Consider the following 16887-nt stretch of genomic DNA (forward strand, 5'->3'; position numbering starts at 1 on the left):
TGTTGTTACTAAAAGGAACGATACGTTAGAGATCTAAATCATGGGTTGTGGATAAGGTTTCTTAGATACTGCCAATAAGAATACCCGTGGCAAAAACCAAGGCACCTCCAATGATGACCTGTAAAGAAGCGCGCCAAAAGGGAGTTGACATGAATTTGTTCTGAATCCAGACGATGGCGCCTAGTTCGAAAAAAACAATGATAAAAGCAATAATTGTCGCTACATAAAAAGAGTTGATTAAATAGGGAAGCGTATGGCCTAATCCTCCTAATGTGGTCATAATGCCGCTGGCAAGGCCTCTTTTTAATGGCGAACCACGTCCTGATAATTTGCCGTCATCATGGGCTGCTTCTGTGAAACCCATCGAAAGTCCTGCACCAATTGAAGCTGAGAGTCCTATCAAAAAAGTTTGATGCGTGTCTCCCGTGGCAAAAGCTGCGGCAAAAATGGGGGCAAGGGTGGAAACAGAGCCATCCATTAACCCTGCTAGACCTGGTTGAATCCAAGTCAAAAGTGTTTGTCTTTGCGTTTTCGAAGGTTTTTTTATGGTGTGATTTGCCGCTGTTGTTTTTTGGGAGGGATGGCGGCTCTTGTCTTTCACAAGAGAAGTTCGGCCACATAATGAACCGATAGTGTTTGCACGATTATGGCAAGAAAGGCACAAAAGTTGCTTATAATTTTTAAGCTCTTGAAGCCCCATGGCGGTAAAAACCGCGGCTTCCCTAGAGGAATAAGGTTCTAGAGCTTTTGCATATTTTAAATAGAGCGCCGCATGTTGCTCTTTTATTTTGAGTGCGCGAAGCATCATTGTTTGTGCTGAACGAAAGGACAGAGCTTTACGTTGTACAAATGAAAAAAACGATCTCAACATTTTCTGTTCCTCTGCACTTTAGAATAATTCTAAAACATAAGAAAAATAAACCGAAAGTCAATCTAAAAGTTCAAAACTGAAAAATTGCAAAAAGGTTGCAGTAAAAAAATGCTGGGGTGCTATGAAAGTAAAGCTGGCAAATAAATTCAAGTACAGGAAGATTTATTAAGTGGGAGATTTATTAAGTGGGGTCGAGAGGGGGGCGTGAAAGCATTGAGAGAAAATATGCTTTATTATGCTAAAGGGACGTTTTCAATGGAGCATTCTAATGTATTTTGAATATATGGAAATAAGCGGGCACGATCATTCATTTGACGGGTTCAAAAGACGATAATAATCTTTGGAATTTGAAATAATTCTTTAAAAGAGACTTTTTTCAAGGGACAAATGCCTATTTCATGAGGGCGTCCGTGAAGAGTATAAAAGAGTAAAACAGTAAAGCCTTCATACAATAATATACACTAAATAATATAAACTCCATTGAGTCTTTCCATCTTTACGCTGCATAAAAGATATTGATTTATAATGATAATCTAGCGTTATTCATATTGAATTAGCCTCCCGAATAACGTGGGATTCTCTCATTTCAAATCTGTTTATCTTGAATCAATCAAAATCACTTGCTTGCACACTACAAGCGGGGTTGGTGTGTGGGTAAAAACTATAGAAGAAAGAACTAAAAATGGCTCTTATGAACCGTCTTAAGAGCCAAGGGCTGTCACAACATTGGGGGCTGGCAAATAGATAGTGCTGGCTTGTTACTTCATAAAGAGCAAGCCGGCATCATCATACACCTTAGCCCCCAATGTTGCGACAGCTTTTAGCTCGGTTCATTATAGGCATGGCATTTTATTGTACAGTTTTACGCCAATCATCCCGCTTGTGGAGGTGTAAGTCAGTATTCTTATGATATTTACGCGCATTGAGCGTTGTTACAGCTTTTGCATTTAGAGGTGGATTTGATGTAACGAATTATCTTTTGTGCTGTAATTGCAGGGGCAGGTAAAGGTGGGAGTGCATAAATGAAAGAGATATTATCATATCCAATTGTTTGATCACGCATGAAAATTGATACTTTATGAAGGGGCATTTATCGCCTTGTAACTGGCCTGATATTTTGCATGAAAGCCCAAAATTCAGTAGGATTCCTCTCACTTTAAAACTTCTTATCTTAAATCAATTCAAATCATTTGCTTGTGTATCACAAGGAAGGGTGTGGTTGTGAGGCACTTAAAAAGTGTGGTAAGTTGCAGTGTGAGGGGAGTATAATCTCTGTGTAGTGAAGGAGATTGCTCTTAGCGTTTTGAAAAATATGTTAAGTTGTGCAGAACAAGGCGGGGAATATATGGAAATTGATGAAAGTTTAGAATGGCTTTTACGTTCTCAAAAACTAACAATACTGCAGGCAGCGTTATTGATAGCGGGCTTGAATCCACTTATATGTGAATTTACCAACGAACACAGACCTGAAGACAGTGGTATTTACGAAGGAGGGAATCAAGTACCGCTCGCTAAAATTGCTTTGTTCCGAGCTGTTTATAGTGAGATAGTAAGAGAAGCAAAAGAGGGAAAATTAAGGGTAGAAGGGTACTATCATCGTGATTTTTGGGGGGGGCGTTGGGACGAGAATCCTATTTTTCAAGATTCTTCTGTTGTTTCCTTAGATAATTTAAAAGAATGGCTTTTATTGTGTGGTAAGAGACCTAAAGTTTTTTTCCCTGAGGATGATTCTCGTGACGTTAAGGATCAAAAATATTATACGTTTCAAGATCCAACGCATCCACGCTATGCCCCAAAGCTTGCTGCTATTGTTGCGGCTTGGGAAGCGGTGAGTGAGGCTGAGGGTGGTAAAACTGTTAAAGGAACGCTTATAAAGTGGCTGCAACAGAATGCTGATCAATATGATTTACGCAATAAGAAAAATGGTAAGTTAAAAGAGGATGTTATTGAGCAGCTTGCAAGTATTGCCAATTGGGAACCTACCGGAGGGGCGCCTAAGACACCTGCCAATTAATTTTATCAAAAGAAAAAAAATAAAAAGATCACTAAAATTGTGCTGTTTTTTTTGATAATTTTGAAGATAATCTACTTTTCTGGGAGAAGTTTTTACCTTTCTTCCCCTAGATTATAAGTAGTTGTTTTTTAATGAAAATAATTTTTATAGTGTTCCTCTGACTGTTCAGGCGGGGAAAAATAGACATTTTGGGGCAGTAAAATTTACCCTGTAGTTTTCGTAACTTACCTCTCTATTTTTGTTTGATTTTTTTGGGCACTTTTAAAATCCAAATCAACTGAAATGGATTTAAATATGAAAAAAAGAAAGTCTTTTTTTACGGTGCGTGGAAGTGCAAAAAATTCTCAAGTCAATGCACCGATATTGGAGCAGCCTGTTGCTGATGAGGTGGTGCGTAAATCGTTTAGAATAGGTCTATTATCGCATTGGTTAAAGTTTGAATTTACCCTTGTTATGGAAAAGGTCAAAGCTGAGCGTCATGTGCGCTCTCCATAAAGAAATCTTGCTATCTATAGACCTAGTGAGAGTTTTTCTTAAGAAATTTGCACAATAGTAAAACTAGTTAGCAAAACCTGTTCTTTGGCACAACAAAAAGGATGTCATAAATGATTATCTCATCATAAATATGCTCTAAGAATAACCCTTGCGTGGCGAAAGTCTATGGCGTAGTCGCTATAGATTTTTGCTCCGTGTGTGATGATCAATGCTCTTGTTTATCTCTTGTCAATGCAAGTGCCAATGAAAGTGATGGGTGTAGTTTGACACTAGGCTTTATACTCAGTGGGATTAGATGGTAATTTGTTGTTTTTATGTATAAAATTTAGCATTCAATGCGCGTTTTGTCAAAATAGATTTTGACATTTAAAATTGTAAAAAAGAGCTAAAAAGAGTGAAAATCAGAAAAAAGTGCATTTTCATGCTAAAAATGAGAGAAGGCTTTGAGAGGTCTTTGACCCCCCTTTGAGAGCCTTTTAAAAACTCTTTGAAAAAAAATTAATTGGTACAAAACCTAGTGTCAAAATATACAAAACTTGATGACAAGCTACAATGGATGTCTATTGTTCCATTGTGATGCTTGGTTGTTCATGTTTAGAAACGACAAGTGTATTAAATGCGATAGGGCTGATAGAAAGGAGAACGTATCCTGTAAAAAATAGGTATGTCTTTAAAATAAAGCTGATAAACGAAATTATTTTTTTATCTACCTTTTATATGGTGAGAAAAAAGGCTTTAAAAGCGCAAGCATACGCAATTTAGCAGTAAATCCCAAAATAGCTTAACATAGATCGTTTCTCGGAAAAGGGGAAGAAAATCTATCTGCAAAAGCTATGTTAGGTCATGTGACCGGTGAAATAATGTGGTTAGGGCGACAAACAATTATTATTGGTGAAGAGATAGAAATCGATTGGGGGTTGATTTCTAGTTTATTAGAGAATTTTCTTTGTTCTCTCGTAAAATACGATCGTTTGAGGTGTGGTCATATAAAGCGAAGCTTTTTTCAATCTTGGAAAGATATTCCCATTGCGGTAAATCATATAAAGTTTAAGAAACGCCAGCACGATTTTTTGTGCAATGAAATGATAAGTATGTACAACATCTCGGTAATCTCCATGGGAAACTTTACCGGATCAACAGTACGGATATTGTCTTCTGCTTATCCCCAAATCGCAAATATTTCAAAACAACAACGGTGGAGAATGAATGTGGATATGTTTTAGGGAAGGTTGCAAAAAATGGCTAAAAAGTTCTCAAAAAAAATACCAAAAATGACGAAAGGAGCGGTTTCCCACTCCTTCGTTCCTATCTCCCCTTGCGGGGAAGCGGCCACCATTACTGATGCCGTGTATGGCGGTATATGTACGCTTATTTTTTTCAAAAGTCAATAGTGTAAATGCGGTAAATATTTGAGCATTAGAGCTACAACTTTATGAAAATCTTCGCAGGATAATCTTGGAACGGTACGTGAGCAACTTAAACGACTTACAGAAACTGTTGTGACATAATTGCAGATAATCCATGCTTTTTTATTCTCTATGGGAGATTGTATTGGATACGCAGCGGGATTATTGGGTTGTGATTTCGTTGAAAAAGGCAAAACTGTCACATTTCCATATAATTTTGCATTCTTAGAAAGCACTAAAACAGGCCGCTTTTTCCAAAATTCAGGGAGTATCGAATCATGAGGAAAATCGCACCAAAAAACTTGCCTGATGCGTGGTGCCGATTTGATTCGTGGTTTTATATGAGGTGGTTTTTCGTAAGGAGCATTTAAATCCCTGTCTTTTATATGCTCACGCCATGCATTATGATCATGTTCCATCATAACACATGGTTCTTCAAGTTTGGTTATATCTAAGGAAATAGGTGACAGGGTAGAAGGCGCTGTGTTCTTATCTTCAGCCATAGCAGACCATTTATATTTATTGGTCCCCTCACTTATTATTTTACGGCTTTTCTATCACGAGTTTTTATCAAAATGTTGCCCATAAGTACAGAGAGGTGAAACCATAAAATGGATGTCTCTGCTTATTTTTGTCTTTTGAGTACAACGCTAGAGGAGGGATGTTGGTGACTCGTTGGTGTTGGTGGGTTGGTTTGGGTGGGGATTGGTGACTGGAGGGTTGTTGGTTAGGGGGGAGAAGTGATTGGAGAGAACGAGTGCACGCGGTTTCGTTTCTATTTTATGGTTAGAGTTTTTTATGGACTGAAAGAATTCCTTTTGAAGCGATATAGAGGCTTATAAGGGAGAAAAATAGGCTTGAGACGACATTCCAACCGGCAAATGAGAGAAAAAGAAAGCGTACGGATGCTTCAGAACAAGAAGGAGGATGAATGTTGTTTAATTGGTTAAGAAGCTGGTTAACGTTTGAGGTTTTTCTGACTGCGCTTAAACCACAGCTGAGGGGAGCTTCCCAAAAGCCATATTCAACACCCGCATGATAAACGGCTAAAACAAGGCTGATGCACATTAAGACAAAAACACACAAAAATAAAAGTTGTATCCAAGCCGTTGTGCGAAAAAAACATGCCCCAAAACCTGCTAAGAGCAAAAATGGTATGGCACCATAATAGGGAAAACGCTCTATGAGACATAAATCGCAAGGAAGATAGCCGCCAAGATATTCAAAACTAAGGGCGAGACCTATTATGGTGGACAAGCAAAGAGTGAGAAAAAAAGCCCAGAAACATTGTTCTTTTCTGCTGGGTTCAACATGAAGGTGCTTGTGTAAAAGTGGGTGAGAAGACAAAACGCATGCCATTGAGTCTATTCCTTATAAAATCTGCTTGTTTAAAAAAGCGATGAAAACCCCATAAATTAAAAGGAGACTAACAAAACCAATGAGAATAATCCATTTGAAATGCTGTGCTAAAAAATTCATTGCTTTTTGTCCAAAATGTTTCATAAGCCACGCGAGAAGATAAAATCGAGCGCCTCTGGAAAAAATACAAATAAGAATGAAAAATTCAAGACGCACACTCATAACACCAGCCAAAATTGTGACAATCTTGATGGGGGGAAGATGTAAAAAACCTGATGTTATCAGTAAAATGATGAGAAATTGTAGGGTTGCGTTGTTTTTTAGAGATTCAAAACTTTCAACTTTACCGTAAAATTCTAAAATAGGTTTGGCAAGGGTGTCATAGGCAAAATGTCCTATAAACCAACCGGCAATTCCTCCTAAAACAGAACAGATCGTCGCAAGAAAAGCATAGCGATAAACCCGCTTGGGATGGATAAGCAGCATCGGAATATATAAAACATCTATGGGAATTGGAAAAACAGAACTTTCAATAAAAGCAATGAAACCAAGCCAGTGTGGTGCTGTACGCCGATTTGCTAAAGAAATCGTCCAAAGCTTTAATTTGTTTAATATCATGTGTTTTTTATAAAATTAAGAGGTAAAGACTTTACAAATGAGGTTTCTATAAATCCGGTAGAGACAATATTTCATAAAACAAATAAAAAATGATATGAATTCTAAAAAATGAGAAGTCTTCTGTTGACGAATCTGTTCTTCTTCATATAGTGCAAAAGGGTAATCGACAAGTCTGTCTTTTATAGTAATGTGCGGGTGTGGTGGAACTGGTAGACGCGCCAGACTCAAAATCTGGTTCCGAAAGGAGTGTCGGTTCGAGTCCGACCACCCGCACCACTTATAGATTTTCTACACTATCACTTGATATCGTTGTTTATCTTATTTTATTTAAGTTGTCTTTTATGGACGACCTTGATATCTGATGAATCTGTCACAAGCGTAATTCAAAAGGTGGTTTAAAAAGTGATTAGGAAAACAAGAATACGTAATAGATTTGCTGCTTTCTCTGTAAAAAAATTTGCCTAAAGGTAAATATGCGGATGGAGCTGGACTGTGTGGCTTATCTCGACCGCATGAATACTTTCCTTTATCTGTTATGACATTTGAAATTGTATGAGAGTAACCTCATCTTTGGATTTGTTTTTTTTCGCTCTAAAGGATGAAAATTCTAAAACCTACGTTTGTTTTTAAATGATATAGCTCTTTTCAGTGGGGCACATCTGCTGGACGTTGCAGGTGTAGAGACTCTATGGTACTTATATCATCAAATGACGGTATTCTATTATGCTGTAAAACAGCGTTGTTGAGAGCATTGATATAAGGCATGAAAATTTTTCCATATTGTAAGTGTTTTTAAATATCGTGATCCGTATTCAGGGCAGGGCTTGTTTGTTGCACTTATGAAGTGGACCGCATGAGGGGTCAGCAGGTGGAACCTACCCGTGAGAAGCTGGATTGTTGACAGACCAGTGGCTGGTAGGAATCTTCCTCCTTTGAGGTGTGGGGAAGAGGGTAAGATGTAAAACGATAAGGTTATTTTTAAAATAATTATATATGAATCTGCTTGGTGCTATCGATGAGTGAGAACTTTTAATAGAACTACAGCTTATGGGAAAATGGAATAGAGCTGTTTGTTCTTGAAGGATGCTTTGCTGGTTGCTGTTGTCATTTCTATGATTGTTTACAATGATGTTTGTGTTATTCTTTTGATGCGCTGCATAAAGACACTTCATTTGAAGTATTATAATACAACCTCCTTAAAACGTTAAAGCGTTTTTTTAAGAGGCGTTGGATATTTCGGGAAAGGGTTTGCTCATAGCGCTTGATGCATGTTCATCACATGAATAGCAAGCCAAGAGAAACTAGACTCTATTAAGAATACGATCTGTTTACAGATTGGTGTGGGTTTTGGATTTTTTATCCTTTGAAGAGGGAGGCAAGTGAATTCTCATGACCCTATATAAAGTGAATCCTATAAGCAGAAAGTTGATGAATTTACACCGAAAAAATCGGATTATTTATAGGTTAGTGAGGGAAGCTTTCAGATGTGAAGAGGAGATTAGGTCCCTTATTTGTGCTATTCAAAGGACTGTCATCTTTTTTTTACTGAGTGGTTGTCTTTGACAACAGAGTTTTTTCTTACAAGAGTGTACAAATTGCAAAGTGTGAAGATATAAGTGGAAAGCGGATTGGATAAAATCTCCAAGGATAGATTTGTTATCTTGTTTGGTTATCTTATGAAGTCAAGTGCGAGAAGTGGTTAGGGACGTTACTTTTCAGAAAAAACTGGATTGTTTATGGATTAATGAGGGAAGCTTTCTTTTAGATGTGAAGAGGAAGTTGAAAAATTAACTGATGATTTTCTATTTTATGCTGTTGTCATGTTATCATCATATGAAGTTGTCATTGAAGCGCGGTATCCGTATTTATTTTAAAGAAATATCTCTTAATAAGTGCTCTTATTAATTTTACGATGGCACCCAATCGTATGATGTCAAAATGCTTGTGAAGTGTATAAAAGCTTTATGAATAAGCAAACCGGCGCTATTACACAATTTGCTAATTCTCAATGTTGCTAAAGCCCTTGGTATTTGATAAAATTCATAAGAAGCATTTTTGGTCCTTGTCTTATACAATTTACCCACATTCCAGCCCCGCTTGTGACGTACAAGCGAATGGTTTTTATTGATTCAACATGAACAGATTTGAAATGAGAGAATCTTATGTTATTCGGAACTCTCATTCAAACTGAATAAAACTAAATTATCTTTATAAGTCAATATGTTGTAGTTATTATATTCCAAACGTATACCATGAAATGATCAAAGGATAGGACCTTGCTTTAAGAAAAGCTGGATTGTTTCGTAACCATTTGTTTAAAGTTTAGCACTGGTTTCGAGAATCTTCGTCTTTCTAAGGGAAAGGGAGCTATAAAAAAACCCTGTTTTTAACAGGGTTTTTTAACAGTTCAATTTTTACAAGATATTAGAATTTATAAGCAATGCCGAGGCGAAAATCATGCGTTTTTGAGGCGATTTTAAGTTTATCGTCGGCAAATTTCTGTTTAAAAAAATCTGAATAGCGATATTCTGTACGCATGACGATGTTATCTGTCATTGCAAGATCAAAACCACCACCAATAGTGTAACCAACCATGATTTTTGTCTCATCTAATACATTGCCAGAAGCAAATACTGTCGAATCTTCTTGCGATTTTGTTAACAGTGACATGATATATTGCATCTGTGTGTAGGCGATACCCCCTGCAATATAAGGCATAAGACGATGGGAAGCAAAACCAATACGCGCGCGTGCGGCGCCAGCCCATTTTTCTTTCAACGTTACACTGCTTACAACAATGTCACCATAGTTGGGTATCGTTTCATCTTGGGCTGCAGGTTTTATAATAGGAATCCCAGCCTCTTTAAAAGCTGCGTTAATTGTGTCTAATTCATCTAGAATTTTCTTTCCATTGTCTGTTTGGGTGTTTTTTCTCCCAGACCAGACCATGTCCGTATCAAAACTGAAAATAAGGTTATCTCCCAGATCAATATTAGCGCCTGCATACAAACCTGCTCTCAATCCTGATGGTTTGGGAGATAAGCCTCTATCAACCCAAGCCCATTTCCCCTCTCTGGCTTCTTGTGCGTAATTTAGAGTGTTTTGACTGGAAAAATATCCAGTTTGTCCTCCAAAATAAAAACCAGACCAAGAAAAAGGCGCAGAGACAGTAACCGGTGAGATACGTGGCGATAAAATGTTTGGCGATGAAACATTCAGTTGTGGTTGCTTAAAGATTACTGTATCTGCTGCTTGCGCTGTTGAAGCAGTAATGAAAGTGAAAATAGATAGTGTAATTAAACATTTTGTGTTCATAAAACGTCCCCAATTTATTTTAAATACATAATATATTGTATATGAATTGGTTAAAAAAATCTATAGTTAATATCATTATGAAAAAATAAAATCCTCTAAAAATTTATGCTTACGTAACTTTGAAAGTTTTTTTAACTTGTTTTTCATGCGGTTTTCATTATGGAAACGTTGATTTGCAAGCTTTTTAATATAGTCCTTCACTGTACTCTGTGTTTAGAAAACATTATGCTATAAGAAAATAAGCTTTTAGTTTATTAAAAAACCATTATCTTATATATAAAATACTTTTTATTATTTATTCTATAGATGCAATATTCATTATGGGTGATATCAAATTGATATTTAAAAATGCATGTTAGCACTGTTATATTCTTTGCCAGTTTCCAATATTGCGATAGCTCTTGGTGTTTGAGAAATGCGTGACGTTATTTTTTTCAATCGTTTTTTATTTATATGACGCTCTCGCTTATGATGCTCAAGTGAATAATTTTGGCGAATAATTTTGATTGATTCAATACAATAGGAAGAACAAGTAAGGGGCAATACCAAGAATAAAAAGGGGAGAAGTGCGAGAATCTCAAGTTTCATGAAGTTTCTTATGCACCATGTAAAACGATAAATTATCTTCCTTCTTGTTCGCTTAAGTCAGAATGTAGATCAGAGCCTAAAACCGAATGTCATTGGCAATTTTAAAGAGATTAGCGTACATCCATTCAGACTTTTGTGGAAATGCGAGGGCTCCCATGAGGCGTGAGGGATTCCATGAGGAGCAGGGGGCTTTAAATTTATTGCGAGTAGTCTTAAAGGAGACCTCCGAGAGTAGGCGGATTGTTTCGGCAAAGGCAATGTCGAAACCGTTTGGTGCATTAAGTACTGTTCAAAGAGCTGTTCTTCTTTTGGCAATATCCTGATTTATCAATGATAATTTAGTGCTCTTCAACGTGAATGAAACCCTTAAACACCCTAGGGTTTTCTCGTTTCAAGTTTGTTGCTTGTTGGATCAAACAAAATCATGTTTTTTTGTGCGTTACAAGCGGGGAGAGCCCTGTGTGGAGTGAAACTGTATAAAAGACAAATGCTCCTCATGCATTGTTCCAAGTGTCAAGGGGCGTCACGCAATAAGGGATTTCACGCAATCGTGGGCAAGAGTCGCAAACGGCGATGAGAGTCTAATGAGACCCTAAAATGAATGTTGTGGAGTCATCATAATCGGGGTGTTTGCCTCCCGATTTTTTAACAGAGAGGCTTAAGAAGTTTTCATCTTCTTTATAGGGGGCTTTGGGGGAGAATGGACTGATTTATAAGTGGATAATTGAGTGCTCTTCAACGTGAATGGGACCCTTAAACACCCTAAGTTTTCTCGTTTCAAGTTTGTTGCTTGTTGTATCAAACAAAATCCATGTCTCTTGCACGTTACAAGCGGGGAGAGCCCTGTGTGGAGTGAAACTGTATAAGATAAGGACAAAATCCCCTCATGACTCCAATACTAAGGGATGTCACGCAATCGTGGACGTTGGTAGAAGTTGTGTTGATGGTGCTGGTTTGCTCTAAGCGTAAAGATGGGGGCGTTCAATGGTGTTTAGGTTATATCATTTACGGACACTGTTGCGAAATGGGTTTGAGAACATAGAGATATGTTTCTTTAAAAAACGTGTAAATTAGCTACGCAAGTATATTTGATTTGGGGTGTTCTATTTTACATGAAGGACGTGATTCCATTAAAGAACGTGAAAAATAAAAGCGTGAGGCAATGCGTTCTCTCTATTCGTTAAAAGATATTGCTCTTGACGTTTTTGAAAGTTGTAAGGCTAAATTAAAGGATGCAAAGCTGGAGATTGATTTTACTTTACGGCTTTATATTCTCTGTAAATGAGGCTGTATTTCCATTATAGAGACGATCCAAACAGAGATATGCAATACCCTCATCCTCTTTGGCATATAAACTGCAACAGCAGAGAAAGCCCTCAAACCACTTTAATCTTTGTTTCAAAGCTGCATAAAGGATGCAAGATTGGAGATTGTGGTTTTACTTTACGGCTTTATATTCTCTGCAAATGAGGCTGTATTTCCATTATAGAGACGATCCAAACAGGGATATGCAATACACTCATCCTCTTTGGTATATAAGCTGCAACAGCAGAGAAAGCCCTTAAACCACTTTAATCTTTGTTTCAAAGCTGCATAAAGGATGCAAGATTGGAGATTGTGGTTTTACTTTACGGCTTTATATTCTCTGCAAATGAGGCTGTATTTCCATTATAGAGACGATCCAAACAGGGATATGCAATACACTCATCCTCTTTGGTATATAAGCTGCAACAGCAGAGAAAGCCTTCAAACCACTTTAATCTTGCTGCTGCAGTAAGTTTGGATGTTGATTGACAAGCAATAACAAAAGCATGTGCCCTCTTTATTGGGGCGCAATCATTTTTTTGGGATCAACCAGCCGATCATAGTCATCGCCAGAAACCCCGGCTTTTAGTGCTTCTGTGCGCAAAGTTGTATCATTTTTATGCGCTGCTTTGGCAATCTCAGCAGCTTTTTCATAGCCAATTTCTGGTGCAAGAGCTGTGACTAACATGAGAGAGCGCTCCATGAGAGAGTGAATATGAATGCGATTGGCCCGTAGTCCTTGAATGCAATGCAGATCAAAAGAGCGCATGCAATCACCAAGAAGTGTAATCGATTGTAAAACGTTATAGCCAATGACAGGTTTATAGACGTTGAGTTCAAAATGTCCTTGGCTGGCGGCAAATGTTACGCTGGTATGGTTCCCGAAGACCTGGCAAGAAACCATTGTCATGGCTTCACACTGAGTGGGGTTGACTTTGCCGGGCATAATAGAAGAGCCAGGTTCATTTTCAGGCAAGTTTAGTTCGCCTAAGCCAGAACGTGGACCAGAGCCTAAAAAACGAATGTCATTGGCAATTTTAAAGAGATCTGCGGCTAATGCATTCAGGCTTCCATGGAAATGGGCAAGCGCCCCATGATGGGCGAGAGCTTCAAACTTATTGCGTGCTGTCTTAAAGGAGATCCCTGTGAGGGAGCTAATTGTTTCAGCAAAGGCGACGTCGAAACCTTTCGGGGCATTGAGCCCTGTTCCGACAGCCGTCCCTCCTTGGGCGAGCATTTGAACATCGGTAAGGGCGGTTTCAATACGCTGAAGATTGGCTTCTAGTGCTACGCGATAGCCTGAAAATTCTTGTGCAAGTGTTAAGGGGGTTGCATCTTGCGTATGGGTTCGTCCGATTTTGATGATATCGGCAAATTCTTCTTCTTTTTTTCTTAAAGTGGTAATGAGAGCTTCAAGAATGGGAAAAAGATGTTGGCGCGTTTGCAGCGTGGTGGCAATGTGAAGCGCTGTGGGAAAGGAATCATTCGATGATTGACTCATATTGACATGGTCATTGGGATGAACAGGCTTTTTGCTTCCCAGTTTGCCACCCAAAAGCATGCTGGCATGGTTGGCGATAACTTCGTTAACATTCATATTGCTTTGTGTCCCTGAGCCTGTTTGCCAAACAGAAAGAGGAAAATGCGTGTCGAATGCGCCAGAGAGAACTTCATCTGCGGCAGTGACAATGGCTTTTCCAATCTTTGGGGAAAGTTTGCCTTTGTCCATATTTACAAGTGCAGCGGCTTTTTTTACAAGGCTTAAGGCGTAAATAATGGTAAGAGGCTGCTTTTCACTGCCAATATTAAAATTATGCAGAGAACGTTCAGTTTGTGCGCCCCAATAACGATCTTGACGTACCGAAATCGTTCCAAAGCTATCCGTTTCCTGACGTGTTTCAACCATGATAAGATCCTTTTTTGTTCACGGGTTCTTAAAGGAGCTAAATAACGCGAAAGTGGAATAAGAGGCAAGACTTTGAATCTGCTTTAGAGAAATTTTTTATGACTATTTTTTTATGGTTATTCTTGACATTGAGAAATACCGATTTTATATTTCAGATAGTGTTAGCACTCACATGAAGAGAGTGCTAGCAAGAATTTTAAGATTAATCCAATTATGTTCAGTTTTAAGGATTTAAAACATGGCTAATATACAATTCCGCCCACTTCACGACCGTGTCGTTGTCCGTCGGGTTGAATCTGAAAATAAAACGGCTGGTGGGATCATCATCCCTGATACAGCGAAAGAAAAACCCCAAGAAGGCGAAGTGATTGCTGTTGGCAATGGCGCTCTGGATGATAACGGAAAGCGTGTGCCTTTGGAAGTAAAAACAGGAGACCGTATTTTATTTGGAAAATGGTCTGGAACTGAAGTCAAGATTAATGGGGAAGACCTCCTCATCATGAAAGAATCTGACATTATGGGAATTATGGGCTAATTGAAGCACTTAATTTTTCATTGTGTACTATTTTGAAAAAAACTCCAAGGAGAAATTAAATGGCTGCTAAAGAAGTCAAATTTGGCCGTGATGCGCGTGAGCGTTTGTTGCGCGGTGTCGACATTCTTGCTAATGCTGTGAAGGTGACACTCGGCCCTAAAGGTCGCAATGTGGTGATTGATAAATCATTCGGTGCGCCTCGCATCACAAAAGATGGTGTATCCGTTGCAAAAGAAATCGAACTGGAAGATAAGTTCGAGAATATGGGTGCACAAATGTTGCGCGAAGTTGCTTCTAAAACCAATGATGTTGCGGGTGATGGAACAACAACAGCAACTGTTTTGGGACAAGCTATTGTGCAAGAAGGTGTTAAAGCTGTTGCTGCCGGCATGAACCCAATGGATTTGAAGCGTGGAATTGATGCTGCTGTTGAAGAAGTGGTGGCAAACCTCTTCAAAAAAGCTAAAAAAATCCAAACGTCAGCAGAAATTGCACAAGTGGGAACAATTTCCGCTAATGGTGCTGCTGAAATCGGTAAAATGATCGCTGATGCTATGGAAAAAGTTGGCAATGAAGGCGTCATTACCGTGGAAGAAGCTAAAACTGCTGAAACGGAATTAGAAGTCGTGGAAGGAATGCAATTTGACCGTGGGTATCTTTCCCCTTATTTTGTCACAAATGCTGAGAAAATGGTCGCTGATCTCGATGATCCTTACATTCTCATTCACGAAAAGAAATTGTCTAATTTGCAGTCTCTTCTTCCTGTGCTTGAAGCTGTTGTTCAGTCTGGAAAACCCCTTCTTATCATTGCTGAAGATGTGGAAGGTGAAGCTTTGGCAACGCTCGTGGTCAACAAGCTGCGTGGTGGTTTGAAAATTGCTGCTGTAAAAGCACCTGGATTTGGTGACCGTCGTAAAGCAATGCTTGAAGATATCGCAATCTTGACATCCGGACAGGTTATTTCTGAAGATGTGGGCATTAAACTTGAAAATGTCACTTTGGATATGCTTGGACGTGCAAAGAAAGTGAATATTTCTAAGGAAAATACCACTATTATTGATGGTGCTGGACAAAAGAGCGAAATTACTGCTCGCGTTAATCAAATCAAGGCTCAGATCGAAGAAACAACTTCTGACTATGATCGCGAAAAATTGCAAGAAAGACTTGCTAAACTCGCTGGTGGTGTTGCTGTTATCCGTGTGGGTGGTGCAACAGAAGTTGAAGTGAAAGAAAAGAAAGACCGCGTTGATGATGCTTTGAATGCAACACGTGCTGCTGTTGAAGAAGGTATTGTTGCTGGTGGTGGTACCGCATTGTTGCGTGCAGCAAGTGCGTTGACCATTAAGGGAAGTAATCCTGACCAAGAAGCAGGTATTAATATTGTTCGTCGTGCACTACAGGCACCAGCGCGCCAAATCGCAACCAATGCCGGTGAAGAAGCCGCTATTATTGTGGGCAAAGTGCTGGAAAACAATGCGGATACTTATGGTTACAATACCGCAACCGGTGAATTTGGTGATTTGATTGCTTTGGGAATTGTTGATCCTGTGAAAGTTGTGCGTTCTGCTCTTCAGAATGCGGCTTCAATTGCTAGCCTTCTTATCACAACAGAAGCAATGGTTGCTGAAGTTCCAAAGAAAGATACTCCAATGCCTCCAATGCCTGGTGGTGGAATGGGTGGAATGGGCGGAATGGATTTCTAAGCCCTTTTATAGAAGTTATAAAGAAACGGGCCTTCTGGCCCGTTTTTTATATATTTCATATGAGTTTTTGCTTTTTTGACAGTTTCTTTATCTTAGAGGATTATTCTCTTTTCCACGGTTTGATTTATCGTGTGTCTGAATAGATTTCACGCTTGGTTCTTGGCTCTTTTCTCGCATTTATGAAATATTTTTATCGTGGAGGGATTGGCTTTGAAGATATTTTGCGGATAAAAATACAATGCTTTGATTGATAATAACTTTCTTCTCATACGGTTTTCTTTTTTCATTTCAAGCTTACGCATTTACCATTAAAAAATTCTGTGTTTGTGCTTCATAAGGGGGAGGTCACTATGGTTTTTATCAACCAGCGTAATCATTTAAGAGTCAGTCCCCATGGAGCGTTGGAAAGAGAGCGTTGGAAAAAGCATGGTCGGGCTTGTTGTTTTTTTATGAATAAGATGCTGGTATTTCAAGCTTTTGCATGAAAACAAAATTTAAGTGTTTGCTCTGTTAAATGTTTTTTGCACCCTGAAATATGTGTCTTTTTGTTTGGGTAATACTTTGATTTATAATAATATAGTGTTATTCAACTTGAATGAGAGATCCGAATATCGTAAAATTCTCTCATTTCAAATCTTATTCCATGTTGAATCAATCAAAATCATATCTCTTGCACGTTAAAAGCGGGATGAGTAAGGGAATAAGGTTTGTATAAGAAAGGAAAAATGGCTCTTATGAACCGTCTTAAGTGGCAAGGGCGATCGCAACATTA

General features: G+C 38.6%; 12 protein-coding genes, 1 tRNA gene and 1 pseudogene. 7 read left to right on the forward strand and 7 right to left on the reverse strand.

Annotated elements, in window-relative coordinates; translation table 11 throughout:
- Positions 1 to 61: 61 nt before the first annotated feature.
- Positions 62 to 871, reverse strand: coding sequence for a VIT1/CCC1 transporter family protein (locus tag ACFIM1_RS04045; RefSeq protein ID WP_375609316.1), 810 nt, complete (start codon positions 869 to 871; stop codon positions 62 to 64).
- Positions 872 to 2216: 1345 nt separating this feature from the next.
- Here ACFIM1_RS04045 and ACFIM1_RS04050 point away from each other — a divergent pair.
- The gene (locus ACFIM1_RS04050; RefSeq protein ID WP_375609317.1) at positions 2217 to 2885 is read left to right on the forward strand and encodes a hypothetical protein; all 669 of its coding nucleotides are present in this window, start codon (positions 2217 to 2219) and stop codon (positions 2883 to 2885) included.
- Between the two features lie 294 nt (positions 2886 to 3179).
- Positions 3180 to 3380 (forward strand): hypothetical protein, encoded by a 201-nt coding sequence (locus tag ACFIM1_RS04055; protein ID WP_375609318.1) that lies wholly within the window; start codon positions 3180 to 3182, stop codon positions 3378 to 3380.
- Between the two features lie 1384 nt (positions 3381 to 4764).
- Here ACFIM1_RS04055 and ACFIM1_RS04060 read toward each other — a convergent pair.
- The 3 genes from ACFIM1_RS04060 to ACFIM1_RS04070 all read right to left on the reverse strand — a co-directional run bounded on the left by ACFIM1_RS04060 (position 4765) and on the right by ACFIM1_RS04070 (position 6763).
- On the reverse strand, positions 4765 to 5289 hold the full coding sequence (locus tag ACFIM1_RS04060; protein ID WP_375606499.1) for a type II toxin-antitoxin system PemK/MazF family toxin: 525 nt from the start codon (positions 5287 to 5289) through the stop codon (positions 4765 to 4767).
- A gap of 283 nt (positions 5290 to 5572) precedes the next feature.
- The gene (locus tag ACFIM1_RS04065; RefSeq protein WP_375609320.1) at positions 5573 to 6145 is read right to left on the reverse strand and encodes a disulfide bond formation protein B; all 573 of its coding nucleotides are present in this window, start codon (positions 6143 to 6145) and stop codon (positions 5573 to 5575) included.
- Positions 6146 to 6157: 12 nt separating this feature from the next.
- Complete coding sequence (locus tag ACFIM1_RS04070; RefSeq protein WP_375608133.1) at positions 6158 to 6763, reverse strand: YqaA family protein; 606 nt, start codon at positions 6761 to 6763, stop codon at positions 6158 to 6160.
- A 191-nt stretch (positions 6764 to 6954) separates the two neighbouring features.
- On the opposite strand from ACFIM1_RS04070, the gene ACFIM1_RS04075 reads away from it, so the two are divergent.
- Positions 6955 to 7039: transfer RNA gene (locus ACFIM1_RS04075), tRNA-Leu, on the forward strand.
- Between the two features lie 2148 nt (positions 7040 to 9187).
- Here ACFIM1_RS04075 and ACFIM1_RS04080 read toward each other — a convergent pair.
- Complete coding sequence (locus tag ACFIM1_RS04080) at positions 9188 to 10078, reverse strand: outer membrane protein (protein WP_375608134.1); 891 nt, start codon at positions 10076 to 10078, stop codon at positions 9188 to 9190.
- Positions 10079 to 10745: 667 nt separating this feature from the next.
- Positions 10746 to 10955 (reverse strand): annotated as a pseudogene (fumC, locus tag ACFIM1_RS04085) (class II fumarate hydratase); the annotation flags it as partial.
- A 597-nt stretch (positions 10956 to 11552) separates the two neighbouring features.
- On the opposite strand from fumC (ACFIM1_RS04085), the gene ACFIM1_RS04090 reads away from it, so the two are divergent.
- Positions 11553 to 11708 carry a hypothetical protein gene (locus ACFIM1_RS04090; RefSeq protein WP_375694484.1) on the forward strand — a complete coding sequence of 52 codons (156 nt, stop codon included), beginning with the start codon at positions 11553 to 11555 and terminating at the stop codon, positions 11706 to 11708.
- Positions 11709 to 12488: 780 nt separating this feature from the next.
- Here the strand turns inward: ACFIM1_RS04090 and fumC (ACFIM1_RS04095) are convergent.
- Complete coding sequence (gene fumC / locus ACFIM1_RS04095; RefSeq protein ID WP_375608135.1) at positions 12489 to 13877, reverse strand: class II fumarate hydratase; 1389 nt, start codon at positions 13875 to 13877, stop codon at positions 12489 to 12491.
- Positions 13878 to 14115: 238 nt separating this feature from the next.
- Between fumC (ACFIM1_RS04095) and groES the strand changes: the two genes are divergently transcribed.
- The 3 genes from groES (at position 14116) to ACFIM1_RS04110 (ending at position 16600) form a co-directional block, all read left to right on the forward strand.
- Positions 14116 to 14412, forward strand: a complete 297-nt coding sequence (gene groES / locus ACFIM1_RS04100; RefSeq protein ID WP_005774667.1) for a co-chaperone GroES — start codon at positions 14116 to 14118, stop codon at positions 14410 to 14412.
- Between the two features lie 59 nt (positions 14413 to 14471).
- Positions 14472 to 16115 carry a chaperonin GroEL gene (gene groL, locus ACFIM1_RS04105; RefSeq protein ID WP_375608136.1) on the forward strand — a complete coding sequence of 548 codons (1644 nt, stop codon included), beginning with the start codon at positions 14472 to 14474 and terminating at the stop codon, positions 16113 to 16115.
- Between the two features lie 350 nt (positions 16116 to 16465).
- Positions 16466 to 16600, forward strand: coding sequence for a hypothetical protein (locus tag ACFIM1_RS04110; protein WP_375609321.1), 135 nt, complete (start codon positions 16466 to 16468; stop codon positions 16598 to 16600).
- Positions 16601 to 16887: the final 287 nt, after the last annotated feature.

Origin of the sequence: Bartonella sp. AC158YNML (genome assembly GCF_042196725.1) — a bacterium.
Taxonomy (GTDB): Bacteria; Pseudomonadota; Alphaproteobacteria; order Rhizobiales; family Rhizobiaceae; genus Bartonella.